Origin of the sequence: Neisseria benedictiae, assembly GCF_958267435.1 — a bacterium.
Taxonomy (GTDB): Bacteria; Pseudomonadota; Gammaproteobacteria; order Burkholderiales; family Neisseriaceae; genus Neisseria; species Neisseria bergeri.
On sequence record NZ_CATQFV010000010.1, the window covers coordinates 59,778 to 84,772 of the forward strand.

Sequence of the window (24,995 nt, forward strand, 5' to 3'; positions counted from 1 at the left end):
AGAGATGTGCTATGTATAAAACAATAGATTTATTTTCAGGCATTGGCGGAATACGCCTAGGCTTTGAAAAATACGGGTGCACCAATGTATTCTCATCGGAATGGGACAAATATGCCCGACAAATGTATGAAGCAAACTTTGGAGAAAAACCTTTTGGCGACATTAACAGCATCGATCCTTCAGATATTCCCGATCATGATATTCTGCTTGCGGGATTTCCGTGCCAACCTTTCAGTATCGCAGGTAAGGGATTGGGATTTGAAGATACGCGCGGAACATTGTTTTTCAATATTGCCGAAATCCTGAAAACCAAACAGCCGAAGGCTTTTCTTCTGGAAAACGTTAAGCGGCTGACTACGCACGATTCGGGCAGGACTTTCCGTATTATTTTAGAAACCCTTAAACAGCTTGGTTATACGGTTTATTTTAAGGTTTTAAATACTTTGGATTTCGGATTGCCGCAAAAACGCGAGAGAATTTATATTGTGGGTTTTTCAGACGGCATCCCTTTTTACTTTCCCGAACCCATAAACCAATATCGGCCATTGGGCGAACTGTTGGAAAACGACCGAGATGTTGAACCAAACTATTTTTTATCAGATGCCTTGAAACAAAAACGTTTGGCAGCCTTAAAAAAAGCCCCTCCCACTCCATCAATTTGGCATGAAAATATTGGCGGGAATGTTTCCGCACTTCCATATTCCTGTGCCTTAAGGGCCGGGGGGAGTTACAATTATTTGGTGGTAAACGGAGTAAGAAGGCTAACAGGAAGGGAAATGTTAAGATTACAAGGTTTTCCCGATGATTTTGAAATCAATATCCCCTACTCGCAAGTCAGGAAAGTCGCCGGAAATTCTGTATCCGTCCCTGTAATAGAAGCCATCGCGGAAAATATGCTCGCTTCTCTTTCCGGCAAGGTCGAACAAAAAGGGCAATTGGATTTATTGGAGGCGGGATGACGTTTGAAGAACAACAAGCTAAAGAAGCATTGGACGGCATTATCAAAAAATCCCGTATCCACCTTTATAAACCCATTCAAATTGCAGAAATTTTATATCATGACCGTTGTATAAAACAGTTGGATTTTTTAAATTTAGATACTTACCGCAACCAATCTAAACGCTGGAGGGATGAAATCTGCCGTCGGTTTTTAGGGCGGATTTCTACTTCATCGGCAAAATTCCAAGATAATCTGTTTGAAAAAAATGCAATGCCGCCTGAAAAACTAGCGGTATTGGGAACATTAAACAGACAGTCGGACGGCGGGGTAGAATCGTACATTTATCAACAGTTTTTCAATCGTTTTTCCCAAATGAGCGAAGCATTGGCTTATGTCGGCAATACAGACAGATACTCCTTCCAACTGTCTGAATTTCTAAATTTATTTTGGCTCGAGCCGGGATTGAAAAGAAGTATAGACAAGATATATGAAATCGTTGTTTATGCGTTGTTTGATGCATTGGTTTCAGAATTAGGCATAACGGTTTCAATTGATTTTGCTAAGGAAAACCTGTTTTTATGGGAGGAATATCAAGATTTTGCCGAAAAAATCATCACTATGCCGAAAAATGGGCATTTAAAACTTCCTGCAAAAATCCATCGTGTAGGCGTAACCAATGCTGCCGATAGAGGGTTGGATATGTGGTCTAACTTCGGATTGGCCATACAGGTCAAACATCTCTCTTTAGACGAAGAGTTGGCAGAAGATATTGTATCCTCCATTAGCGCAGATAGAATTGTCATTGTCTGCAAAAAGGCAGAACAATCGGTGATTGTTTCATTACTGACGCAAATAGGCTGGAAAAGCCGAATTCAAAACATCGTAACCGAGGATGATTTGATAAGTTGGTACGAAAAAGCATTGAGAGGCCAATATCCGATTGCAGAAGCGTTGTTGGAAAATATTAAAACTGAAATTATGCGTGAATTTCCTGCTGTTAATGAAGCCAATGAATTTTTAGATTTCGCCCAAAATCGCGGATATGACATTACTGTTACTCATTTCTAAACTTACTTGATGAATATGACCACCATCTACAACACCCTTACCCGTCAAAAAGAACCCTTCACTCCCATCGACCCTAAAAACGTGCGTATGTACGTTTGCGGTATGACCGTTTATGACTATTGCCACTTGGGCCATGCCCGCGTGATGGTTGTGTTCGACATGATTGCCCGTTGGCTGCGCGAGTGCGGTTATCCGCTCACTTATGTGCGCAACATTACCGACATCGACGACAAAATCATCGCGCGTGCGGCTGAAAACGGCGAAACCATCGGCGAACTGACCGCGCGTTTCATTCAGGCTATGCACGAAGATGCCGATGCTTTGGGCGTGTTGCGTCCCGACATCGAGCCGAAGGCAACGGAAAATATCCCGCAAATGATTGCCATGATTGAAACCCTGATTCAAAACGGCAAGGCTTATCCTGCCGCCAACGGCGACGTTTACTATGCCGTGCGCGAGTTTACCGCTTACGGACAATTGTCGGGCAAATCGTTGGATGACCTGCGTGCAGGCGAGCGTGTGGAAGTCGATGGTTTCAAACGCGATCCGCTTGATTTTGTGTTGTGGAAAGCAGCCAAAGCAGGCGAACCTGCATGGGAAAGCCCTTGGGGTAACGGCCGTCCGGGTTGGCACATCGAATGTTCCGCGATGAGCGAAAACCTGTTCGGCGATACTTTCGATATCCACGGCGGCGGAGCGGACTTGCAATTTCCGCACCATGAAAACGAAATCGCCCAAAGCGTCGGCGCGACGGGGCATACCTGCGGCCACGACTACGCGCAAACCCACCACGGGCAAAGCATCGCCAGCCACGTCAAATACTGGCTGCACAACGGCTTCATCCGTGTGGACGGCGAAAAAATGTCCAAATCGTTGGGCAACTTCTTCACCATCCGCGAAGTGTTGAAACAATACGACCCGGAAGTCGTGCGCTTCTTCATCCTGCGCGCCCACTACCGCAGCCCGCTGAATTACTCCGACGCGCATCTGGACGACGCAAAAGGCGCGTTGACCCGTCTGTACACCACCTTGAAAAACACACCGGCGGCTGAGTTTGATTTGTCCGAAAACGCCAACGACTACACCCGCCGCTTCTACGCCGCCATGAACGACGATTTCGGCACGGTCGAAGCGGTTGCCGTGTTGTTCGAACTGGCAGGTGAGGTGAACAAAACCAATGATGCGCACCTCGCCGGTTGCCTGAAAGCCTTGGGCGGTATCATCGGCCTGCTGCAACGCGATCCGACCGAGTTCCTGCAAGGCGGGGCGGTTTCAGACGGCCTCTCCAACGAAGAAATCGAAGACTTGATCGCCCGCCGCAAACAGGCGCGCGCGGATAAAAACTGGGCGGAGTCCGACCGCATCCGCGACCTTCTGAACGAACACAAAATCATTTTGGAAGACAACGCCGGCGGCACGACTTGGCGGCGCGGTTGAACTGTATCGGAAAGGGCAAAAGTAATAAACATGGAAGATATTATTAATAATATTAAAATCAGATTAAAAGATCTTGGATTTAACCCGGAAGACTTTCTGGAAATAAAAAAAATATCTAATATTATCAATAATAAGCAAAATAATTTTAATAGATGGATTTATAGTTTGCATAGAGTACTCTATGAAATTGGATTAAATGATAAAGAATTGGATGACTTATTAAATAAATTACTAGATTATGGAGAATAAGATAAGAGGTGTTTTTGTGAAAAGTACCGCCTTTTGCCCTTTTTCCGTTTTCAGACGGCATTTCCCGCTTGAAGCCCCACCGTTTTCAGCAGGCAGGGTTGAATGGGAAATGCCGGGCGGCGCACCAGGTGCCGCACCAGGTGTCGCTTTGTGTATGGGAACATTGTGAGAACTTATTTTTATTATGCTTAAAATCATTTCCGCCAACGTCAACGGCATCCGCTCCGCCTACAAAAAGGGATTTTATGAATATATCGCCGCATCGGGCGCGGACATTGTCTGCGTGCAGGAACTCAAAGCGCAGGAGGCTGATTTGTCTGCCGATATGAAAAATCCGCACGGGATGCACGGCTATTGGCATTGTGCCGAGAAGCGCGGTTACAGCGGTGTGGCGGTGTACAGCAAACGCAAACCCGACAATGTGCAAATCGGCATGGGCATTGAAGAATTCGACAGGGAAGGGCGGTTTGTGCGTTGCGATTTCGGCAGGTTGAGCGTCATTTCGCTTTATTTGCCCAGCGGCAGCAGCGCGGAAGAACGCCAGCAGGTGAAATACCGTTTCCTCGATGCGTTTTACCCTATGCTCGAAGCGATGAAAAACGAAGGACGCGACATTGTCGTTTGCGGCGACTGGAACATCGCCCACCAAAACATCGACCTGAAAAACTGGAAAGGCAATCAGAAAAATTCGGGCTTCCTGCCCGAAGAGCGCGAGTGGATAGGCAAGGTTATCCATACGCTGGGCTGGACGGATATGTGGCGTACGCTCTATCCCGATAATCCGGGTTATACATGGTGGAGCAACCGCGGGCAGGCGTATGCGAAAGATGTCGGGTGGCGCATCGATTATCAGATGGTTACGCCCGAACTTGCCGCCAAAGCCGTGTCCGCACACGTTTATAAAGACGAAAAATTTTCCGACCATGCGCCGCTGGTCGTGGAGTATGACTATGCTGCCGAATAAAGTTTTGGGTAAATATGATTGGAATGTGGACGGAAACACGGGAATAGGCGCGGCATGGGTTGTCGCTGCGTTTATCCTGCCCATGTTGGTGTGGGCGATATTTATGCTGGCGCGGATGCAGGGCTGGCTTGCGCCGACCAAGGCAAACCCGATATGGGCGTTGGTATGGCTGCTGATCTGCCTGCCCTGCCTGCTGATTGCGGCCAAATGTTTGAGTTGGAAAGGCTGGCGGCTGTTGGCAAACGTTCTTGCCTGCCTTGCCGTGTGCGCCATATTGAGCGTACCCGCTTCGCTGCTCATCGCCTTTACCCTCCGGGACCTGCTCAAATAGGCGGGGCGGTATGCAGGGTTTTGAACTCGAAGATTTGACGCTTTGGCTGATACGCGATGCCGGAGAAGATCAGATGTGGATAGACCGTTGGGCGGTCAGTTATCCCGTCGTGCAGATGTCCGAAGCATCCGCAAACAGCAGCACGGAAGCGTGGCAAACCGCGCTTCAGACGGCATTCGAACGGATACAGGGCAGGCATATCGCCGTTGTCGCACACGGAGCGGGCGCGGCCGCATTCTTGGCGTGGCTGTATCGGGCAGATATCCTGACCCGGAAGAAAATTGCCAACATCATCCTTGTACCGCAGCGTCCCGATATTTTCTCCGACGATGCGGAACACACCTTCCGGCGCGTCCGCTGTCCTTGCCGTGCCGCATTGGTGGTGTCCGAACACGGCGGCGTGCCGCACGGTTGGGCGCAAAAACAGGCAGATTTGTGGAACGCGCGCCTGTTGGTTTCCCCGCATTCGGGCAGCTTGAACGGTATGCTCGGCGGCTGGCAGTGGGGTATGAAGCTGATGCAGGAAATGTTGCTGGCGTGAACGCTTGCCTTATCGGAATTTCGGTCAACCGGGGTTGCAAGGAAAATGCCGTCTGAAACAGGCTTCAGACGGCATTTTTTATTCAAATCCGGCTTACAGGCTGCCCAACACGATACGCAGCACGCGGCGCAGCGGTTCGGCCGCGCCCCACAAAAGTTGGTCGCCGACGGTGAACGCGCTGATGTATTCGCCGCCCATACCCAGTTTGCGGATGCGTCCGACGGGGACGGACAGCGTGCCGGTAACTTTTGCAGGAGTCAGCTCGTGGATGCTGGCTTCTTTTTCGTTGGGGATGACTTTCACCCAGTCGTTCGCGCCTGCCAAAATCGCTTCGATTTCGGAAACGGGCAGGTCTCTTTTCAGCTTCAGGGTGATGGCTTGGCTGTGGCAGCGCATAGAGCCGATGCGGACGCACAAGCCGTCGATTACGGTCGGATTGCCGCTGCGGCCGAGGATTTTGTTGGTTTCCGCGCCGCCTTTCCATTCTTCTTTGGACTGGCCGTTGCCCAAGTCCACGTCGATCCACGGAATCAGGCTGCCGGCGAGCGGTACGCCGAAATTGGCTTTCGGATAGTCTTCGCTGCGCAGGAAATCGGATACTTTGCGGTCGATGTCGAGAATCGAGCCGGCAGGATCGGCAAGCTCGTCCGCCACTTGGGCGTGAACCGCGCCCATACCGCTGATGAGTTCGCGCATGTTTTTCGCGCCCGCGCCGGAAGCGGCTTGATAGGTCATGCTGGTTGCCCATTCGACCAAATCGTTTTGGAACAGGCCGCCCAGTGCCATCAGCATCAGGGAGACGGTGCAGTTGCCGCCGATGTAGTTTTTCACGCCGTTTTTGAGGCCGTTGTCGATGACGTTGCGGTTGACAGGGTCGAGGACGATAATCGCGTCGTCTTTCATGCGCAGAGAAGATGCCGCGTCAACCCAGTAGCCGTTCCAGCCGCTGTCGCGCAGGGCTTGGAACACGGATTTGGTGTAATCGCCGCCTTGGCAGGTTACGATGATGTCCATTTTGGCGAGTTCGGCAACATTGTTGGCATCCAATAATGTTTTAGCCGCCTGACCGAAATCGGGTGCCGCGCCGCCGACGTTGGAAGTGGTAAAGAAAAACGCTTCGGGAATGTGGGCGAAGTCGTTTTCTTCTTTCATACGCTGCATCAAAACCGAACCGACCATACCGCGCCAGCCGACGAAACCTACTTTCATTGTGTTGCTCCTTGAGGAAAAATCGTTAATAAAATTATGTATGGCGTAAAGGAAGCGTTTTAACGCCGTATTGGGAAAATGTAAAGTTCTTTATCGAATTTTCTTTTTGGGATTGGCGTTTGCAGCAGTAGGGCGGTAGAATGCCATCTGTTTAAGAACGATTATCAGGAACGGATATGGAAGAAAAAAACGATTACACCGACGCGGTATCCGACAACCGCAACGGGCAGGAAATTGAAGTCGGAATTGCCGGCGCAGGCGACCGGATACTTGCCGCGCTGCTGAACCAATTGTTTACCTTTTTGATTCTGCTGGTGCCGTTTGCCGGTCTGATTGTCTTCGCCATCAAGAATGAAGGCAGGATTGTCGGTAGTGAGGAAATATTCGGGCTGCTTTTGGGTATGACTTCCTTTTGGGTCGGACTGGCAGGCATTTTGGTTTATACCGTCGTTCAAATCTACTATATGAGCAGGGACGGGCAGTCATTGGGTAAGAAAATCATGAGAATCCGCGTGTTGAAAACCGACGGCCGCAATCCGGGTTTTGTCGGTACGGTTTTGGTACGCGAAATCGCGTGGTCGGTTTTGGTTGCCATTATTGCCGTCGTTATCGGTCTTGCAGTAGGTGACAACGGGGAAAACGCCATCAACCTGCTGGCATTCCTTGCCAACTTTGTCCTGCTCTTTATGGTCAAACGCGACCGCCGCACGCTTTATGACATGATGGCGGATACGGTTGTCGTCAAGCTGCCCAAATAAACGGACACGGCAAAATGCCGTCTGAAAGCCTTTCAGACGGCATTTTTATCTTCAGAACCGCTCAAGCATCGTGCAGCGAAGCCGCGTGCAAAGTGTTTTCCATCAATGTGGCAATCGTCATCGGACCCACGCCGCCGGGAACGGGCGTAATCATTGCCGCCCGTTCTTTTGCCGTTTCAAATTCCACGTCGCCGCACAGGCTGCCGTCGTCCAAACGGTTGATGCCCACATCGATAACGACCGCGCCGGGTTTGATCCACCCGCCTTTGACAAAGTTCGGAATGCCCACGCCGACTACCAAAATATCGGCGGCGGCAATTTCATCGGCAAGATTTTCGGTCGCACTGTGGCAGACCGTTACCGTTGCGCGCGCCAGCAGCAGTTCCAAAGCCTGCGGGCGGCCGACGATATTCGACGCGCCGACCACGACCGCTTTTTTTCCCTTCGGATCGATGCCGTAAGCTTCCAAAAGCGTCATCACGCCCTTGGGCGTACACGGGCGCATCAGCGGCATTTTGACCGCCAGCCTGCCGACATTGTAAGGATGGAAGCCGTCCACGTCCTTATCCGGCGAAATACGTTCCAAAACCGCCTGGCTGTCGAGGTGTTTCGGCAGGGGCAGCTGAACCAGAATACCGTCCACTTCGGAATCGGCATTCAGGCGGTCGACCAGTGCCAGCAGTTCTTCCTGCGATGTTGATTCGGGCAGCTCGTAAGACAGCGATTTGATGCCGCATTTTTGGCAGGCGGTTTTCTTGTTGCGGACATAAACCGCGCTGGCAGGGTCGCCGCCGACCAAAACCACGGCCAGGCAAGGCGTATGCAGGCTGTCGCGTTGGCGTTTCGCCACAGCTTCGGCTACAGCTTCCAAACGCTTTTGTGAAACTTCTTTACCGTTGATTAATTGTGCCGACATGTCCGTCCTTTTATTAAACAGGTAGAAATTGCTAAAAATTATCGCATTTTCCGTATATTTTTACAGCAGGATGCCGAAAATAAATTTATCTGGAAATAGGACTTGGGTTTTGAATCTGGTTAAATATTTTTACAAATCAAAATACTACATAGGTTTTATTAGGATTTTAAAAATAAGCGTTGACGTGTTTTTCGTCCGTATGTACAATTCAATACTTCAAGTCGGGGCGTAGCGCAGCCCGGTTAGCGCATCTGCTTTGGGAGCAGAGGGTCGTGAGTTCGAATCCCACCGCCCCGACCAATCAATCAGCACGAATCGGCATGAGCGCCCGTAGCTCAACCGGATAGAGCACCGACCTTCTAAGTCGGGGGTTACAGGTTCGATTCCTGTCGGGCGTGCCAAGAATTTGATTGAAAGCCGTTTTTATGGTGGCTGTAGCTCAGTTGGTAGAGCCCCGGATTGTGATTCCGGTTGTCGTGGGTTCGAGCCCCATCAGCCACCCCAGATAAAGACCTGTACTTTTCGGTACAGGTCTTTTTCCATTTGTGCTTATTATTTGCATCAGTCATATTGGTGCGGCGGTATGCCGTCTGAAAGCCGGGCCGGTCATACGGAAACCGCTTCAGACGGCATTTGCGCCGCCGGCTTTGCCTTTCGCATATGCTTCTGTATCATGTGGGTTTTTCTGTCTTTTATGGTTTTTGTCGGAGGCTTTGATGGTTGACGGTTGGTCTGTCCCTGATTTTGAATCGAAAATCTGTCCGCCCGAGGCGTTGGCGGCGCGTTTGGCGTTGTTGCCGCGCCCGCTGGTGTTTACCAACGGCTGTTTCGACATCCTCCATCGCGGTCATGTTACTTATCTGGCGCAGGCGCGTTCGGCGGGGGCGGCGTTGGTGCTGGCGTTGAATACCGATGCTTCGGTGCGGCGTTTGGGCAAGGGCGGCGACCGCCCGGTCAATCCTTTGGAGAACCGTGCCGCCGTTGCCGCCGCTTTGGAAAGTGTGGATTTGGTTACTTGGTTTGACGAGGATACGCCGGCGGCGTTGATCGAGGCGGTCAAACCTGAGATTTTGGTCAAGGGCGGCGATTGGGCCGTGGATAAGATTGTCGGTGCGGCAGAAACGTTGGCACGCGGCGGTCAGGTGTTTTCAATTCCGTTTCTGCACCAGACTTCGACGACGAAGACTTTGGCGAAAATCCGTGCTGCCGAGGGTGGAAAATGACGGTTTTGAAGCCTTCGCACTGGCGGGTGTTAGCGGAGCTTGCCGACGGTTTGCCGCAACACGTCTCGCAACTGGCGCGTGTGGCGGATATGAAGCCGCAGCAGTTGAACGGTTTTTGGCAGCAGATGCCGGCGCATATACGGGGGCTATTGCGCCAACACGACGGCTATTGGCGGTTGGTGCGCCCCTTGGCGGTTTTCGATGCCGAAGGTTTGCGCGCGTTGGGGGAACGGTCGGGTTTTCAGACGGCATTGAAACATGAGTGCGCGTCCAGCAACGACGAGATACTGGAATTGGCGCGGATTGCGCCGGACAAGGCGCACAAAACCGTATGCGTGACCCACCTGCAAAGTAAGGGCAGGGGGCGGCAGGGGCGGAAGTGGTCGCACCGTTTGGGCGAGTGTCTGATGTTCAGTTTCGGCTGGGTGTTTGACCGGCCGCAGTATGAGTTGGGTTCGCTGTCGCCTGTTGCGGCAGTGGCGTGCCGGCGCGCCTTGTTGCGTTTGGGTTTGGAAACGCAAATCAAGTGGCCAAACGATTTGGTCGTCGGACGCGACAAATTGGGCGGCATTCTGATTGAAACGGTCAGGACGGGCGGCAAAACGGTTGCCGTGGTCGGTATCGGCATCAATTTCGTGCTGCCCAAGGAAGTGGAAAACGCCGCGTCGGTGCAATCGCTGTTTCAGACGGCATCGCGGCGGGGCAATGCCGATGCCGCCGTGCTGCTGGAAACGTTGTTGGCGGAACTGGACGCGGTGTTGGTGCAATATGCGCGGGATGGATTTGCGCCTTTTGTGGCGGAATATCAGGCTGCCAACCGCGATCACGGCAAGGCAGTATTGCTTTTGCGCAACGGCGAAACCGTTTGCGAAGGTACGGTCAGCGGTGTGGACGAGAAGGGTATATTGCATCTGGATACCGGAGACGGCAGGCAAACCGTAGTCAGCGGCGAAATCAGCCTGCGGCCCGACGATAGGCCGGTCTCTGTTCCGAGGAAGCGGGAACCGGAACGTTTTTTGCTGTTGGACGGAGGGAACAGCCGGCTCAAGTGGGCGTGGGTGGAAAACGGCACGTTCGCAACCGTCGGCAGCGCGCCGTACCGCGATTTGTCGCCTTTGGGCGCGGAGTGGGCGGAAAAGGCGGATGGAAATGTCCGCATCGTCGGTTGCGCCGTGTGCGGAGAATCCAAAAAGGCACAGGTTCAGGAACAGCTCGCCCGAAAAATCGAATGGCTGCCGTCTTCCGCTCAGGCTTTAGGCATACGCAACCACTACCGTCATCCCGAAGAACACGGTTCCGACCGTTGGTTTAACGCATTGGGCAGCCGCCGCTTCAGCCGCAACGCCTGCGTCGTCGTCAGCTGCGGCACTGCGGTAACGGTTGACGCGCTCACCGATGACGGACATTATCTCGGCGGAACCATCATGCCCGGCTTCCACCTGATGAAAGAATCGCTCGCCGTCCGAACCGCCAACCTCAACCGCCCCGCCGGCAAGCGTTACCCTTTCCCGACCACCACAAGCAACGCCATTGCAAGCGGTATGATGGACGCGGTTTGCGGTTCGGTTATGATGATGCACTGCCGTCTGAAAGAAAAAAACGGCGAGGACAAGCCTGTCGATGTCATCATTACCGGCGGCGGCGCGGCGAAAGTTGCAGAAGCCCTGCCGCCTGCATTTTTGGCGGAAAATACCGTGCGCGTGGCGGACAACCTCGTCATCCACGGGCTGCTGAACCTGATTGCCGCCGAAGGCGGGGAATCGGAACACGCTTAGAAAATATGCCCTTTTTCAACACGGGGCGGCATCCGTCCGAATCCATCCGGATTCTGCCGCCCGACAGACTGCCGCCCGGGCGGGCGGGGTTTCAAACATTGAGGAAATTCTGATGAAATGGCTCTTCACCCTTTTGGCGGTACTCAATATTGCCGTATTCGGCGGCACGGTGGGCTATAAATTGGCCGTTAAAGCGGCGGGCGGCGTGCCGGAGAACCGGGCTACCGAAAACACACCCCCTGCAACGCCCGCCGCCGGCAATGCGGCGGCATCCGGGGAGGATACGGCCGCACTGCTCAAACCGGGCGACATCCTGACCGAAGAACAGGCGGAACAGTTGCGCCTGCAAAAAGAAGCGGAACAGAAAAAACTGAAGGAGAAAAAACAGCGCGAGGAAAAAGCCCGCCGCGAAAAACTCGCCGCCGAAAAGGCGCAGGCGGAACGTGAAAACAGTACGGCGGATACCTCATGCGCTGCGCAGGCAAGCCTCACGATGGACGAAGACGACTACCACCGCATCAAAGGGCTTTTGGGCAAATGGTCGCACGTCGCCAGCAGGAGCGTCGAAAAACGTACCGCCAAAGCCAAACCTGCCGATAAAACCTATAAAACCTACCGCGTCGTCCTGCCCATTTCCGGCAATGCCGAAGAACAGGCGGCGGAGCTGTCTGCCAAAGGTTTCAACCCCATACCGTTTGACGGCGCATTGAGTTTGGGTGTCGGCAACAGCCGGGAAAATGCCCAAGCCCTGCAAAACCGGCTTGCCGGCGCAGGATTCGGTGGGGCGCATATTGTCGAACGCGCTGCGGAAACCGGCCGGCAGGACGATTCTTTGAGCGTGTCGCGTATGACGGTTTTGTTTACCGGCGTGAATGCCGCCGATGCGGACGAAATCCGTAAAATCACGTCCCCATACGGCAAACTGAACCTCAAATCCTGCAAATAAGTGCAGACCAAAAACGCCAAACCCACCGTAAAGGTGGGTTTGGCGTTTCGGTTTTGAGTATCTGATATATAAAAAGGGAATGTATGTCTCGTATATGCCGACTCCAAGTGTGAAAGTGAATGATGAGGGAATACAGTGTTTAATGGTTCGGAATTGACGACTTCCGAGTGGTTTTAATTATACGCTAATAATAATAATTATCAATAAAAATTTAAAAATAAATGCGGATTTTTTGTAATGCGATGAAAAATAAACAAATTAAACTATTTACCGATGTTTGTGATTCGGGTCGGCAAACTTTCATTGTGCCGGACAAATCGGGGGTGCAGGCATAGCCGGGGGCTTCGTGCCTGACGGAAATAAGGTTGCCCGTGTTTGAACATCCGTCCGATTTGGCGCGGACAGGGTTGTCATTCGGGGATGTTTGAGCGTGGATTCGGGGATGCAAAAGCGGTGAAACTGTTGCGGATAAAGGCTTACGGATGCTTTAAATGTATTCAAACGACAAAACGCTTCTTCTGTTGTTGTACTTGGGGCTTGCGTGGCAGCCTGCACACCGTGGAGGCCGGGTGTTTCGTTGGTTGCGGTGTCGGGGTGGGCGGCAAGGTTTTCCGGCCGGTTTCCCTGTTCTTCACGATAAAGCCGTGATGCCGGGGAATGGCGGTTTGTCCGTTTCAGGCCGCCGCCGTTTTGGGCCGCGATGCCGTCTGAAGCCTTCAGACGGCATTTCGCTACCCTTTCCAATATTCCGCCGAATGCCAAAACGGCTGTCCGACTGTCGGCGTGCTGGCTTGCGCTTTGGTGCGAGCCTCGACCGGTTCGGCTTCAAATGCCAGCCGTCCGGATTCGACGGCGAGTGCGAAGGCGCGCGCCATATTGACCGGATCGCCGCTACGGGAAACGGCGGTGTTTAACAATACGCCGTCAAAACCCCATTCCATCACTTGCGCCGCCTGCGAGGGCAAACCCAAGCCCGCATCGATAATCAGCGGCGTGTCGGGCAGGCGTTCGCGCAGGACTTTCAGCGCGTAGGAGTGAACCGCGCCCAAACCCGTGCCGATCGGGGCCGCCCACGGCATCAACGCCTGACAGCCCGCGTCAAGCAGGCGGCGGCAGGCAATCAGGTCTTCGGTGCAATAAGGCAGCACTTTGAAGCCGTCTTTAATCAGGATTTCCGCCGCTTCGACAAGCTGGAACACATCCGGCTGCAAGGTGTCGTCGTCGCCGATGAGTTCGAGCTTAATCCAATCGGTTTCAAACACTTCGCGCGCCATCTGCGCCGTCGTTACCGCTTCCTGCACGCTTTGGCAGCCTGCCGTGTTCGGCAGGACGGGAACGCCGGTTTCTTGAAGCAGCGACCAAAACCCCTGACCGTGCGCCTCGCCGCCGCTTCCCGCGCGGCGCAGCGAGACGGTAATCATCGCAGGCTGGGCGGTTTGGATGGATTGTTTGAGGATTTCGGGGGTCGGGTAGGCAGCCGTACCGAGCAGCAGCCGTGAAGGGAAAGTTTCGCCGTACAGGGTGAGCATAATGGGTTCCTTGATATGGTTGTCGGGCGCGATGCCGTCTGAAAGCCGGAGGCGTGCCTTTGGGGTTTCAGACGGCATTCAGCCGCCGACGACGGGGCGGACGATGTCGACTTTGTCGTTTTCGTTCAAAACCGTTTCCGCATACGCGCCTTTGGCGACAAATCCGGTATTCACCGCCACGGCAAAAGGCTTTTGCGGCGCGGTTTGGGCGATGAGGTCGGCAACGGTCGTGCCGTGAAGTTCGGCGGGTTCGCCGTTTAAGATGATGTTCATGGTTTCTCGATATTTCGGTGTTTATAGAGGTTTTCAGACGACCTTTGTAAATGTTAGGTTGCAAGCGAACCTGCAACATTTGTGTCCATTAATATTTTTATGTTCAATTATTTATTATTTTTCTATTTCAATCCCATTAATATAGGCAAATTTAATCATAGTAGCTCCATTAAATTCACATATGTCTAATGAAATGCTTTCCTTTGGTAATTCATTCAAAGAATTATAAAAACCAATATACTTTTTTCTTAATTTGTCTTTTTTGATTATTTTATTAAAATACTGCTGCGCCTTAGCTTTTTCGCTAAAATAATAGATGTAATACAATAAATTATAGTCATTCATATCCTCATTTATAATTTTTTCAATATTGGTTTCTGTGTCCTCAAAATCGTCAAATAACGGTATTATATGCTCCCTTATAAGTTTGCTAACATCCTCTACCGTATATTTATAGCTTGCTCCTGCTAACTGCCACCAAATCCAAGGTTTTCTATTTATCAAGCTCCCCAACTCTCCGCCATATATAAAACCATTATTGATATTTGCCTTTTTCATATCTTTTGAGTAAATGGCGATATGTGGAATAAATTGCACGCTACATTGATAATTGTGCCTATCAGCCTGAAAATAGATTTCAAATGTAATATCCCTGTTTTTAGATACTCTCTTTAATTTCTGCCCTTTAGAAATTATCTTAAAATCAGGAAATTTACTTGCTATTTCTTGCCATGCTTTTTCACATAACTCTCTTGGTTTCATTGTTATCAAATTGCTCCTTATGTATCTTTTTAAAATTTTAAAATATGATAAAAATGAATAAAATAAAAAATAAATTCCTCTGTAAATATATTATCTGGTACGTCTGGTTTTAGACTTTATTATTTTCAGACGATCTTATTTATTTTTATTCCACAAAGCCTGAAATGCTTTAACCACCGCTTCGGGATTTGCCGCTTCGGTCACGGCACGGACGACGGCGAGTGAGGAAACGCCGGTTGCCAATACCTCTTCAGCATTGTTCAAATCGATGCCGCCAATGGCGACGACGGGCGTGCCGCCTGCCTGTTTCACATATTCGCGCAGTTTGTCCAAGCCTTGCGGGGCGGTGGGCATTTGCTTGGTCGTGGTCGGGAAAATCGCGCCGCTGGCGACGTAGCTGGGGTGTACGGACAGGGCGCGGTCGAGTTCGGCGACGGAGTGCGTACTCAAACCCAAGCGCAAACCGGCGGCGGCGATGGCGGCAAGGTCGGCGGTGTCCATATCTTCCTGCCCGAGATGCACGCCGTATGCGCCCGCTTCGATTGCCTCGCGCCAGTGGTCGTTGATGAAAAGCTGCGTACGGCTGCCCTGACAGGCGGCGACGCAGCGGGCGATTTCACGTTTCAATTCATCGCCGTGCAGGGTTTTGCAGCGCAGTTGCACGGTATCGGCACCTGCTTTGACCATGCGCTCCACCCAATCGGCGGTGGGAACAACGGTGTAGAATTTGAGCGGAGATTTCACGGGTGGGAAGGTCATGGGGTTCCTTTCAGACGGCTTTAATCTTGTCTTCGGATATACGCCAAACCGCTTTCTTCATCACGTTCGGGCGCGTCTTTTCCGTCAAACAGTGCCACCGCCAATCTGACAGCGGCGGCGGTTACGGCCGGGGAAATCATAAAGCCGTGGCGGAACAGACCGTTGATTTCGATGAGGCGGCGTTCGCGGCTGTAACGGATTTCGGGGTTGTGGTGATTGAGCGTGGGGCGCAGGCCGGTGGCGATTTCGAGGATGTCGGCTTCGCCGAAGGCGGGGTGGACGGCATAGAGTGCGGATAAAAGTTCCAACCCTGAACGCACGCTGGCAGGAGCTTGGCTTTCGCTTTCGATTTGGGTCGCGCCGATGACGAAGACGTGGTTTTCTTTCGGGGCGATGTAAAGCGGATAACGCGGGTGCAGCAGACGCACGGGGCGGTTGAGCGTGATTTCGGGTGTGTAAACCCGCGCCACTTCGCCGCGTATGCCGCGCAAGGTGCTGGTGTGTTCGGGGGATTGGTTCCACGCGGTTTTTGCGCCGTAGCCGCGGCAGTCGATCAGCCAGTCGTATTGGGCTTGCAGGTCTTCGGGGGCGCATTCGTGTTCCCAATGGCAAGGGACGTTCAGTTCGTCCAAAGCGTCGGCAAGTGCAGACAATATTTGCCGCCCGTCGAGCTGGCCTTCGGTCGGCAGGTAGATGCCGTCTGAAAAACGTCCGCCGAGTTGCGGTTCGCGTTCGGCGATTTCATCTACGCGCCAACGGACGATTTCGTCATCCGCCACGCCGCCGCGTTTGAGATGGCGGACGAACTCGCTGGATAAAGGTTTGTCCTGCCCGTGCCACACAATCAGGCTGCCGTTTTCCTGCATCATGGCAGGCGTTTTCAGACGGCCTCTGATGTTGCGCCAAAGCGGAATGCTCTGCCTGCCCAGTTTGATGACTTCGGGCGTTGCCTCAACCGCTTCCGCAGCAGGCGCGAGCATCGCGGCGGCAACATAGGCGGCGGCGTGTTCGCCCCGGCGGCTGCCTTTGTCGAAAAGTGCAATCTGGTAACCTTGTTCTGCAAGCTGCAATGCGGTCAGCCTTCCGGAAAGGCCGCCGCCGAGGACGGCGATACGGGTCATGACGGGTTCCTTTGCAGGTATCGCGATTTGTCGGAAAAAAGGCGTGCCGCCGTTGCGGTGGGTGAGGGTTGTTGTGAGGCATTGCCCGACATATCAAGTCCTTAAAAAAACATGAAAATGGGGCGGGGAAGTGCGGAAAAGGGAACGGAAGCCCGAAAGGGCGGGGAGATTTTGTTTCCTACGCAGGCATTACCCCGACAGGTTCTACGGATTCTGCTTTCGCAATCTCAGCCGCCCGATGGGCGGCACTCCGACAAGAAAGCTTTAAGTTTACACAAAGCAACGTGCGTTGGCAAAATTCTTACATTTTCGGCGGCACGGCGCATTTCCATAACAAATGCCGTATAATCAAGCCCCTGATTTTTTATGCGCCGACACTATGCATCCGACCTATTCCGCCGTACAGGCACGGCTGCTCGAAGCCAACCGCCTTTCCCCCGAACTGCTCGCCAAAAGCCTGTGCATCATCGGCGCGCACCACGTCGATTATGCCGACATCTACTGCCAGCGCACTGCTTATGAAAGCTGGCATTTGGAAGAGGGCATCGTCAAATCGGGCAGCTTCCAAATCGATCAGGGCGTGGGCGTGCGCGCCGTTTCGGGCGATAAAACTGCTTTTGCCTACGCCGACAGCCTGTGTATCGATTCGATCAACCGCTCTGCCAAAGCCGTGCGCGTGATTGGTGCGGCCGGTGGCGAGGCCAGCGTCAAAGTGCCGACACCTGCCTACGGCAAGCCTGTACATATGGCGATGGATCCTATTGCCAGCCTTGATTCCGCCGCCAAAGTCGCGCTGTTGAACAAAGTGGAAGCAATCGCCAAAGCCGCCGATCCGCGCATCGTGCAAGTGATGGCCGGTTTGACCTGCGAATACGACATGGTGTACATCGCCCGACTCGATGGCAAACACGCCGCGGACATCCGCCCGATGGTGCGCCTGAACGTTACCGTCATCGCCAAACAGGGCGAACGCCGCGAACAGGGCAGCGCGGGCGGCGGCGGACGCTACGATTTGGCTTATTTCGATGAAAACTTGGTGCGGCAGTTTGTCGATGCCGCCGTCAAACAGGCACTCACCAACCTCGAATCCCGCCCCGCACCCGCCGGAGAAATGACCGTCGTTTTGGGCAACGGCTGGCCGGGCGTGTTGCTGCACGAAGCGGTCGGACACGGTTTGGAAGGCGATTTCAACCGCAAGGGAACCAGCGTCTTTTCAGGCAGAATCGGCGAGCGCGTTGCCGCCAAAGGCGTTACCGTCGTTGACCAAGGAGACATTGCCGACAGACGCGGTTCGCTCAATATCGACGACGAAGGCAACGAAACACGCCGTACCATATTGATTGAAGACGGTATCTTGGTCGGCTATATGCAGGACGAAACCAACGCCCGCCTGACAGGTACGCAATCGACCGGCAACGGCCGCCGCGAAAGCTACGCCTCCGTCCCGATGCCGCGCATGACCAACACCTTTATGGAAAACGGCGGCTACGAACCCGACGAAATCATCGCGTCCATCGACAAGGGCATTTACGCCGTCAACTTCGGCGGCGGACAGGTGGACATTACCAGCGGCAAATTTGTCTTCAGCGCGTCCGAAGCGTGGTGGGTCGAAGGCGGCAGGCTGCAATATCCTGTCAAAGGCGCGACCATTATCGGCAACGGCCCCGAAGTGCTGAAACACGTTTCGATGATAGGCAACGATACCGCGTTGGACAGCGGTGTCGGCGTGTGCGGCAAAGAAGGCCAGAGCGTCCCTGTCGGCGTGGGGCAGCCGACTTTGCGGATTGATGCCGGACTGACCGTCGGCGGCAGCGCAATCTGACGCGGAATCCGGCACGATGCCGTCTGAAGGCTTCAGACGGCATCGCCTTATTCTTTTTTCCGATGTTTGATATTCCTAAGCATTCTTTAACATTATCTTACAAGTTCATTAAAATACCGCCTTTCGTTAAGCTGATTTCTGATTCTGATGAACTGGCCTTATTTAATCGATGCCGTACCCAAATTCGCCGATGCGGCAAAGCTGACGTTGGAATTGTCCGTTTACGGCGTTGTTTTGTCGTTGCTGTTCGGCCTGCCCGTTGCCGTGGTAACGGCATACCGCATCCGCCCCTTCTACGCATTGGCGCGCGCCTATATCGAGCTGTCGCGCAATACGCCCTTGCTGATCCAATTGTTTTTCCTGTATTACGGCCTGCCGAAAATGGGCATTAAATGGGATGGTTTCACCTGCGGCGTAATCGCACTGGTTTTCTTGGGCGCAAGCTACATGGCGGAAGCCATCCGCGCCGGTATTCTGGCCGTCCCCAAAGGGCAGATCGAAGCGGGCAAGGCCATCGGTTTGAGCCGCTTTCAAGTGTTCCGCTATGTCGAATTGCCTCAGGCATGGGCGGTCGCCGTTCCCGCTATCGGCGCAAACGTATTGTTTTTGATGAAAGAAACATCTATCGTCAGCGCGGTCGGCATTGCGGAATTGTTGTTCGTTACCAAAGACATCATCGGCATGGACTACAAAACCAACGAAGCCTTGTTCCTGCTGTTTGCCAGCTACCTGATCATCCTTCTGCCCGTTTCGCTTCTGGCGCGCTGGGCCGAAAACCGCGTACGGAGTGCAAAATATGGTGTTTGACTGGCTGTTTGAAGGACAAAACGCGGTACGCTTGGGCGAAGGCCTGTTGCTGACGGCGCAGATTTCCCTGGCCTCCGTTGCCGCTTCCTGCGTATTGGGTACGCTGTTCGGCTTGGTTTTGCGTTCGCGCAACCGGCTCATCCGCTTTATCGGACGGTTTTATCTCGAAACCATCCGCATCGTGCCGATTTTGGTGTGGCTGTTCGGACTGTATTTCGGACTGTCCGCCTGGACGGGCATCCACATCGGCGGATTTTGGGTCTGCGTCTGGGTATTTTCCCTGTGGGGCGTTGCCGAAATGGGCGACTTGGTGCGCGGCGCACTGGAATCGATTGAAAAACACCAGGTCGAATCGGGTCTTGCGCTCGGCTTGAGCCGCGGGCAGGTATTCCGCTACATCGAGCTGCCGCAAAGTATCCGCCGCGTATTACCCGGCGCCGTCAATCTGTTTACGCGCATGATCAAAACCAGCTCGCTCGCCTCGCTTATCGGCGTGATTGAAGTGGTCAAAGTGGGGCAGCAAATTATTGAAAACTCGCTGCTGACGCAGCCCAATGCTTCATTTTGGGTTTATGGACTGATTTTTATGCTGTATTTTTTATGCTGTTGGCCACTGTCGCTGCTGGCGGCAAAGCTGGAACAAAAATGGGAACACTGATATGGCTTTACTGAGCATCCGCAAGCTGCACAAACAATACGGCGGCGTAACCGCCATCCAATCCTTAGACTTGGACTTGGAAAAAGGCGAAGTGATTGTGTTGTTGGGCCCGTCCGGCTGCGGCAAATCCACCCTCCTGCGCTGCGTCAACGGTTTGGAGCCGCACCAGGGCGGCAGCATCGTGATGGACGGCGTCGGCGAATTCGGCAAAGACGTTTCCTGGCAAACCGCCCGGCAAAAAGTCGGTATGGTCTTTCAAAGCTACGAACTGTTTGCCCATATGACCGTCATCGAAAACATCCTCTTAGGTCCGGTAAAAGTACAAAACCGCAACCGCGCCGAAGCAGAGGCTCAAGCCGACAAATTATTGGAACGCGTCGGTTTGTCCGACCGCAAAAACGCCTATCCGCGCGAACTCTCCGGCGGCCAGAAACAACGCATCGCTATTGTCCGCGCCCTGTGTCTGAATCCGGAAGTCATCCTGCTGGACGAAATCACCGCCGCACTCGATCCCGAAATGGTGCGCGAAGTCTTGGAAGTGGTTTTGGAACTCGCCCGCGAAGGGATGAGTATGCTCATCGTAACCCACGAAATGGGGTTCGCCCGCAAAGTTGCCGACCGCATCGTCTTTATGGACAAAGGCGGCATCGTTGAATCGTCCGACCCCGAAACCTTCTTCTCCGCACCAAAAAGCGAACGCGCCCGCCAATTTCTGGCAGGTATGGACTACTGATTTACCGCAAACCGTCCGAACCCCTTTCAGACGGCATTTCATCCCAAGCAAACATTCAAAAAGGAGATTCCCAATGAAACTGAACGCCAAACTCAAAGCCCTTTTGGCTTCCGCCGCCATCGCCGTCGGACTGACCGCCTGCGGGGGCGGCTCCGGCGATGCCCAATCTTCACAAAGCAGCGGTGCGGCAACCGTTGCCGCCATCAAAGAAAAAGGCGTAATCCGCATCGGCGTATTCGGCGACAAGCCCCCGTTCGGCTATGTTGATGCCAACGGCAAAAACCAAGGCTTTGACGTTGAAATCGCCAAAGACCTGGCAAAAGACCTGCTCGGCAGCCCTGACAAAGTCGAATTTGTCTTAACCGAGGCCGCAAACCGCGTTGAATACGTCCGTTCCGGTAAAGTCGACCTCATCCTCGCCAACTTCACCAAAACCCCCGAACGCGCTGAAGCCGTCGATTTCGCCGACCCCTATATGAAAGTGGCGTTGGGCGTGGTTTCCCCCAAAGGCAAACCGATTACCGACATCGCGCAACTGAAAGACCAAACCTTGCTGGTCAATAAAGGCACGACCGCCGACGCTTTCTTCACCAAAAACCATCCCGAAGTCAAATTATTGAAATTCGACCAAAACACCGAAACCTTCGACGCGCTGAAAGACGGACGCGGCGCGGCACTCGCCCACGACAACGCCCTGCTGTGGGCATGGGCAAAAGAAAACCCGAACTTTGAAGTTGCCATCGGCAACCTCGGCCCTGCCGAATTTATCGCACCCGCCGTTCAAAAAGGCAACGCTGATCTCTTGAACTGGGTCAACGGCGAAATCGCCGCCATGAAAAAAGACGGCCGTCTGAAAGCCGCCTATGAAAAAACCCTGTTGCCCGTGTATGGCGAAAAAGTCAAACCGGAAGCATTGTTGGCCGAATAAGTTTGTCTGACAAGAAAATCCGTATCCGCATTTGAAGGCGGGTGCGGATTTTTTTTCAGCCGCCGCAAATATCGCAAATTCAAAGGAAAACCAACTATGTCATTGTTTTTTATTTATTCCGTTGTTGCCGCTTGCGCGGAATGACGGCGGACGGGCTTTTGTGATTCGGATAAATTCCTACGGTATTGAAACGGCGATAAGGTGTTTTTCTTTATTATATAATTTCAATGCAAAATGATATTTTTTGAATCAGCGTGCCGCAAAGCCGGAAAAAATGTTCGAGCCGCATCAGCGGCAGACGGGACGAAAAATGACGTTTGATAAATGGTTGGGCTTGTCAAAACTGCCCAAAAATGAAGCAAGAATGCTGCTGCAATATGCTTCGGAATATACGCGCGTGCAGTTGTTGACGCGGGGCGGGGAAGAAATGCCGGACGAAGTCCGACAGCGGGCGGACAGGCTGGCGCAACGCCGTCTGAACGGCGAGCCGGTTGCCTATATTTTAGGTGTGCGCGAATTTTATGGCAGACGCTTTACAGTCAATCCGAGCGTGCTGATTCCGCGCCCCGAAACCGAACACTTGGTCGAAGCCGTATTGGCGCGCCTGCCCGAAAACGGGCGCGTGTGGGATTTTGGGACGGGCAGCGGCGCGGTTGCCGTAACCGTCGCGCTCGAACGCCCCGATGCGTTTGTGCGCGCATCCGACATCAGCCCGCCCGCCCTTGAAACGGCGCGGAAAAATGCGGCAGATTTGGGCGCGCGGGTCGAATTTGCATACGGTTCGTGGTTCGACACCGATATGCCGTCTGAAGGGAAATGGGACATCATCGTGTCCAACCCGCCCTATATCGAAAACGGCGATAAACATTTGTCGCAAGGCGATTTGCGGTTTGAGCCGCAAATCGCGCTGACCGACTTTTCAGACGGCCTAAGCTGCATCCGCACCTTGGCGCAAGGCGCGCCCGACCGTTTGGCGGAGGGCGGTTTTTTGTTGTTGGAACACGGTTTCGATCAGGGCGCGGCGGTGCGCGGCGTGTTGGCGGAGAATGGTTTTTCAGGAGTGGAAACCCTGCCGGACTTGGCGGGTTTGGACAGGGTTACGCTGGGGAAGTATATGAAGCATTTGAAATAATTGTTTGCAAAATTGGCGGGTTTCCCGTTATTGGGTTATGATGTGTTTCGATATGTAAACATTTATAGGTTTGGAGCGATAAACAATGAATGCAGTCGTAGTTGCCGTAATCGTTATGCTGGTGCTGTCGCTGTCGCGCGTGCACGTGGTATTGAGCCTGACGGTCGGCGCGTTTGTCGGCGGCGCGGTGGCGGGTATGCCGCTGCAAAACATTGCCGATGCGGCGGGACAGGTCAGTCAGGCGGGGATTATCCCCGTGTTCAACAAAGGTTTGGAAGGCGGTGCGAAGATTGCGCTTTCTTATGCGATGCTCGGCGCGTTTGCAATGGCGATTACCCATTCCGGCCTGCCGCAGCAGCTTGCCGGCGCGGTCGTCCGCAAGCTGAACCGGGGCGGTATGCCCGACAGCGTGCGTTCGGGCGAGGGCGCGGTCAAGTGGCTGCTGCTTTCCATCATCCTTGTGATGGGCATTATGAGTCAGAACATCATACCTATCCACATCGCCTTTATCCCGATGATTGTTCCGCCGCTGCTTTTGGTGTTCAACCGCCTGAAAATCGACCGCCGCCTGATTGCGTGCGTCATCACTTTCGGGCTGGTTACGACTTATATGTTCCTGCCTTACGGCTTCGGTGCGATTTTTTTGAACGAAATCCTGTTGGGCAACATTCATTCCGCCGCGCCGCAGCTTGATGTGAAAAACATCAACGTAATGGCGGCAATGGCGATTCCCGCGTTGGGAATGCTGGCCGGACTCCTGCTGGCGTTTGTCCACTACCGCAAACCGCGCCTGTACCAAAGCAACAATGCCGATACGGCGGGCAACGCCGATGCGGCAAACCGTCCGCAGCCGTCCGCCTACCGCAGCCTGGCCGCTGCCGCCGCCATTGCCGTATGCTTTGCCATACAGTTGATGTATGAAGACTCGCTGGTATTGGGCGCGATGCTCGGTTTCGCCGTATTTATGATGTTGGGCGTCATCAACCGCGACAAGGCAAACGACGTGTTCGGCGAAGGCATCAAGATGATGGCGATGGTCGGCTTCATTATGATTGCCGCGCAGGGTTTTGCCGCCGTGATGAATGCGACCGGGCATATTCAGCCGCTGGTGGAAAGCAGTATGGCGATATTCGGCAACAGCAAAGGTATGGCGGCATTGGCGATGCTGGTGGTGGGGCTTTTGGTAACGATGGGTATCGGTTCGTCCTTTTCCACTTTGCCGATTATTGCCGCGATTTATGTGCCTTTGTGTGTCGGTTTGGGCTTTTCGCCGCTTGCCACCGTCGCCATTGTCGGCACGGCGGGGGCGTTGGGCGATGCCGGTTCGCCTGCGTCCGATTCCACGCTGGGTCCGACGATGGGGCTGAACGCCGACGGGCAGCACGACCACATCCGCGATTCCGTTATCCCGACCTTCATCCACTACAACATCCCGCTGCTGATTGCCGGCTGGATTGCCGCGATGGTGCTGTAAATGGACGCGGTTCAAGAGTTGGAACACCGCATCACAGAGCTGGAAATCCAATCCGCGCTTCAGGAGGACGTAATCGCCGGCCTGAACGCGATGGTGGCGGAATTGCGGCAGACGCTGGATTTGCAGCAGGCTCAGTTGAGGCTGCTGTATCAAAAAATGCAGGACAGGAATCCCGACGCGCAAGAGCCGTATTCCCTGCGCGACGAGATTCCGCCGCATTATTGATGCGCCGCCGTATCCGGATTTCCTTAAAAAAAGCTGTGTTTGAATATTCCGACGATGCAAACCTAAGATATATAGTGGATTAACAAAAATCAGGACAAGGCGACAAAGCCGCAGACAGTACAGATAGTACGGAACCGATTCACTTGGTGCTTCAGCACCTTAGAGAATCGTTCTTTTTGAGCTAAGGCGAGCCAAAGCTGTACTGGTTTTTGTTAATCCACTATAACTTTAATCAGTCGGACAAAATGCCTTTTATCCGATGGAACCGTTTTCCGCCCGAACGGAAATAAGCGGCTTCCCCCGCTGCAAACAGATAAAACCAACCGGGTATTCAAACACAGCCAAAAAAAAAGCCGTCCGAACCCAAAGGGGACAGACGGCCAAACACATTACGGGGAAAACGTCTTACTCAATG

General features: G+C 53.3%; 28 protein-coding genes, 3 tRNA genes and 1 riboswitch. Of the genes, 23 read left to right on the forward strand and 8 right to left on the reverse strand.

Translation table 11 applies throughout. The annotated features are described in order from the left end of the window. Window positions 1–11 precede the first annotated feature (11 nt). Genes Q3O12_RS00620 through Q3O12_RS00655 form a run of 8 tightly spaced genes read left to right on the forward strand, consistent with a single transcriptional unit; the run spans window position 12 to window position 5,530 of the window. Window positions 12–959: a DNA cytosine methyltransferase gene (locus tag Q3O12_RS00620; RefSeq protein ID WP_301668856.1), complete on the forward strand. Its 948-nt coding sequence runs from the start codon at window positions 12–14 to the stop codon at window positions 957–959. Continuing rightward, the gene (locus Q3O12_RS00625) at window positions 956–2,008 is read left to right on the forward strand and encodes a HaeII family restriction endonuclease (protein WP_301668858.1); all 1,053 of its coding nucleotides are present in this window, start codon (window positions 956–958) and stop codon (window positions 2,006–2,008) included. The genes Q3O12_RS00620 and Q3O12_RS00625 overlap by 4 nt, the downstream gene beginning before the upstream one ends. A gap of 15 nt (window positions 2,009–2,023) precedes the next feature. Continuing rightward, window positions 2,024–3,445 carry a cysteine--tRNA ligase gene (gene cysS / locus Q3O12_RS00630; protein WP_301668860.1) on the forward strand — a complete coding sequence of 474 codons (1,422 nt, stop codon included), beginning with the start codon at window positions 2,024–2,026 and terminating at the stop codon, window positions 3,443–3,445. 30 nt (window positions 3,446–3,475) lie between these two features. Further along, entirely contained in the window at window positions 3,476–3,694 is a 219-nt protein-coding gene (locus Q3O12_RS00635) for a hypothetical protein (protein WP_070583538.1), read from the forward strand. 16 nt (window positions 3,695–3,710) lie between these two features. Further along, window positions 3,711–3,863: a hypothetical protein gene (locus Q3O12_RS00640; RefSeq protein ID WP_301668861.1), complete on the forward strand. Its 153-nt coding sequence runs from the start codon at window positions 3,711–3,713 to the stop codon at window positions 3,861–3,863. A gap of 15 nt (window positions 3,864–3,878) precedes the next feature. After that, the gene (locus Q3O12_RS00645; protein WP_002219971.1) at window positions 3,879–4,658 is read left to right on the forward strand and encodes an exodeoxyribonuclease III; all 780 of its coding nucleotides are present in this window, start codon (window positions 3,879–3,881) and stop codon (window positions 4,656–4,658) included. Continuing rightward, on the forward strand, window positions 4,645–4,989 hold the full coding sequence (locus Q3O12_RS00650) for a hypothetical protein (protein ID WP_301668862.1): 345 nt from the start codon (window positions 4,645–4,647) through the stop codon (window positions 4,987–4,989). Before Q3O12_RS00645 ends, Q3O12_RS00650 begins: the two co-directional genes overlap by 14 nt. A gap of 10 nt (window positions 4,990–4,999) precedes the next feature. Beyond that, window positions 5,000–5,530 carry an alpha/beta hydrolase gene (locus Q3O12_RS00655; protein WP_114935822.1) on the forward strand — a complete coding sequence of 177 codons (531 nt, stop codon included), beginning with the start codon at window positions 5,000–5,002 and terminating at the stop codon, window positions 5,528–5,530. Between the two features lie 93 nt (window positions 5,531–5,623). Here the strand turns inward: Q3O12_RS00655 and asd are convergent, their stop codons facing one another. Continuing rightward, complete coding sequence (asd, locus tag Q3O12_RS00660; RefSeq protein ID WP_301668863.1) at window positions 5,624–6,739, reverse strand: aspartate-semialdehyde dehydrogenase; 1,116 nt, start codon at window positions 6,737–6,739, stop codon at window positions 5,624–5,626. A 176-nt stretch (window positions 6,740–6,915) separates the two neighbouring features. Between asd and Q3O12_RS00665 the strand changes: the two genes are divergently transcribed. Continuing rightward, complete coding sequence (locus Q3O12_RS00665) at window positions 6,916–7,497, forward strand: RDD family protein (protein WP_301668864.1); 582 nt, start codon at window positions 6,916–6,918, stop codon at window positions 7,495–7,497. Window positions 7,498–7,558: 61 nt separating this feature from the next. Here Q3O12_RS00665 and folD read toward each other — a convergent pair whose 3' ends face one another. Continuing rightward, window positions 7,559–8,413 carry a bifunctional methylenetetrahydrofolate dehydrogenase/methenyltetrahydrofolate cyclohydrolase FolD gene (gene folD, locus Q3O12_RS00670; RefSeq protein ID WP_301668865.1) on the reverse strand — a complete coding sequence of 285 codons (855 nt, stop codon included), beginning with the start codon at window positions 8,411–8,413 and terminating at the stop codon, window positions 7,559–7,561. Window positions 8,414–8,635: 222 nt separating this feature from the next. Between folD and Q3O12_RS00675 the strand changes: the two genes are divergently transcribed. The 6 genes from Q3O12_RS00675 to Q3O12_RS00700 all read left to right on the forward strand — a co-directional run bounded on the left by Q3O12_RS00675 (window position 8,636) and on the right by Q3O12_RS00700 (window position 12,357). Beyond that, window positions 8,636–8,713, forward strand: a tRNA-Pro gene (locus tag Q3O12_RS00675). A gap of 24 nt (window positions 8,714–8,737) precedes the next feature. Further along, window positions 8,738–8,814, forward strand: a tRNA-Arg gene (locus Q3O12_RS00680). A gap of 27 nt (window positions 8,815–8,841) precedes the next feature. Then, window positions 8,842–8,917: transfer RNA gene (locus tag Q3O12_RS00685), tRNA-His, on the forward strand. Window positions 8,918–9,129: 212 nt separating this feature from the next. Then, window positions 9,130–9,636: a D-glycero-beta-D-manno-heptose 1-phosphate adenylyltransferase gene (rfaE2, locus tag Q3O12_RS00690; protein WP_301668866.1), complete on the forward strand. Its 507-nt coding sequence runs from the start codon at window positions 9,130–9,132 to the stop codon at window positions 9,634–9,636. Then, on the forward strand, window positions 9,633–11,411 hold the full coding sequence (locus Q3O12_RS00695) for a bifunctional biotin--[acetyl-CoA-carboxylase] ligase/type III pantothenate kinase (RefSeq protein ID WP_301668867.1): 1,779 nt from the start codon (window positions 9,633–9,635) through the stop codon (window positions 11,409–11,411). Before rfaE2 ends, Q3O12_RS00695 begins: the two co-directional genes overlap by 4 nt. Before the next feature lie 112 nt (window positions 11,412–11,523). Further along, window positions 11,524–12,357, forward strand: coding sequence for an SPOR domain-containing protein (locus tag Q3O12_RS00700; RefSeq protein WP_301668868.1), 834 nt, complete (start codon window positions 11,524–11,526; stop codon window positions 12,355–12,357). Window positions 12,358–12,657: 300 nt separating this feature from the next. Here the strand turns inward: Q3O12_RS00700 and Q3O12_RS00705 are convergent, their stop codons facing one another. From Q3O12_RS00705 to Q3O12_RS00730, 6 genes are all read right to left on the reverse strand, one after another. Then, entirely contained in the window at window positions 12,658–13,101 is a 444-nt protein-coding gene (locus Q3O12_RS00705; RefSeq protein WP_301668869.1) for a hypothetical protein, read from the reverse strand. Then, on the reverse strand, window positions 13,089–13,886 hold the full coding sequence (locus tag Q3O12_RS00710; RefSeq protein WP_301668882.1) for a thiazole synthase: 798 nt from the start codon (window positions 13,884–13,886) through the stop codon (window positions 13,089–13,091). Before Q3O12_RS00710 ends, Q3O12_RS00705 begins: the two co-directional genes overlap by 13 nt. 78 nt (window positions 13,887–13,964) lie before the next feature. Continuing rightward, entirely contained in the window at window positions 13,965–14,159 is a 195-nt protein-coding gene (gene thiS, locus Q3O12_RS00715) for a sulfur carrier protein ThiS (RefSeq protein WP_003684673.1), read from the reverse strand. 114 nt (window positions 14,160–14,273) lie between these two features. Next, on the reverse strand, window positions 14,274–14,921 hold the full coding sequence (locus tag Q3O12_RS00720; RefSeq protein WP_301668872.1) for a DUF4304 domain-containing protein: 648 nt from the start codon (window positions 14,919–14,921) through the stop codon (window positions 14,274–14,276). 135 nt (window positions 14,922–15,056) lie between these two features. Continuing rightward, complete coding sequence (gene thiE, locus Q3O12_RS00725) at window positions 15,057–15,680, reverse strand: thiamine phosphate synthase (protein ID WP_301668873.1); 624 nt, start codon at window positions 15,678–15,680, stop codon at window positions 15,057–15,059. A gap of 20 nt (window positions 15,681–15,700) precedes the next feature. Continuing rightward, a complete protein-coding gene (locus tag Q3O12_RS00730; protein ID WP_301668874.1) occupies window positions 15,701–16,801 on the reverse strand; it encodes an FAD-dependent oxidoreductase in 1,101 nt (366 codons plus the stop codon). A 158-nt stretch (window positions 16,802–16,959) separates the two neighbouring features. Then, window positions 16,960–17,064, reverse strand: a riboswitch (TPP riboswitch). Window positions 17,065–17,138: 74 nt separating this feature from the next. Between Q3O12_RS00730 and tldD the strand changes: the two genes are divergently transcribed. The 8 genes from tldD to Q3O12_RS00770 all read left to right on the forward strand — a co-directional run bounded on the left by tldD (window position 17,139) and on the right by Q3O12_RS00770 (window position 24,580). Beyond that, on the forward strand, window positions 17,139–18,623 hold the full coding sequence (gene tldD / locus Q3O12_RS00735) for a metalloprotease TldD (RefSeq protein WP_301668875.1): 1,485 nt from the start codon (window positions 17,139–17,141) through the stop codon (window positions 18,621–18,623). A gap of 147 nt (window positions 18,624–18,770) precedes the next feature. Then, window positions 18,771–19,430: an amino acid ABC transporter permease gene (locus Q3O12_RS00740; protein WP_301668876.1), complete on the forward strand. Its 660-nt coding sequence runs from the start codon at window positions 18,771–18,773 to the stop codon at window positions 19,428–19,430. Continuing rightward, window positions 19,420–20,088 (forward strand): amino acid ABC transporter permease, encoded by a 669-nt coding sequence (locus Q3O12_RS00745; RefSeq protein WP_301668877.1) that lies wholly within the window; start codon window positions 19,420–19,422, stop codon window positions 20,086–20,088. The genes Q3O12_RS00740 and Q3O12_RS00745 overlap by 11 nt, the downstream gene beginning before the upstream one ends. 1 nt (window position 20,089) lies before the next feature. Beyond that, the gene (locus Q3O12_RS00750) at window positions 20,090–20,821 is read left to right on the forward strand and encodes an amino acid ABC transporter ATP-binding protein (RefSeq protein WP_096108957.1); all 732 of its coding nucleotides are present in this window, start codon (window positions 20,090–20,092) and stop codon (window positions 20,819–20,821) included. 73 nt (window positions 20,822–20,894) lie between these two features. Then, window positions 20,895–21,749, forward strand: coding sequence for an amino acid ABC transporter substrate-binding protein (locus Q3O12_RS00755; RefSeq protein ID WP_118812300.1), 855 nt, complete (start codon window positions 20,895–20,897; stop codon window positions 21,747–21,749). A gap of 310 nt (window positions 21,750–22,059) precedes the next feature. Continuing rightward, window positions 22,060–22,881 carry a peptide chain release factor N(5)-glutamine methyltransferase gene (gene prmC / locus Q3O12_RS00760; RefSeq protein ID WP_301668878.1) on the forward strand — a complete coding sequence of 274 codons (822 nt, stop codon included), beginning with the start codon at window positions 22,060–22,062 and terminating at the stop codon, window positions 22,879–22,881. Between the two features lie 85 nt (window positions 22,882–22,966). Beyond that, window positions 22,967–24,355, forward strand: coding sequence for a Na+/H+ antiporter family protein (locus tag Q3O12_RS00765; RefSeq protein WP_002218192.1), 1,389 nt, complete (start codon window positions 22,967–22,969; stop codon window positions 24,353–24,355). After that, complete coding sequence (locus tag Q3O12_RS00770) at window positions 24,356–24,580, forward strand: SlyX family protein (protein ID WP_002218191.1); 225 nt, start codon at window positions 24,356–24,358, stop codon at window positions 24,578–24,580. The last annotated feature ends 415 nt before the right edge of the window (window positions 24,581–24,995 follow it).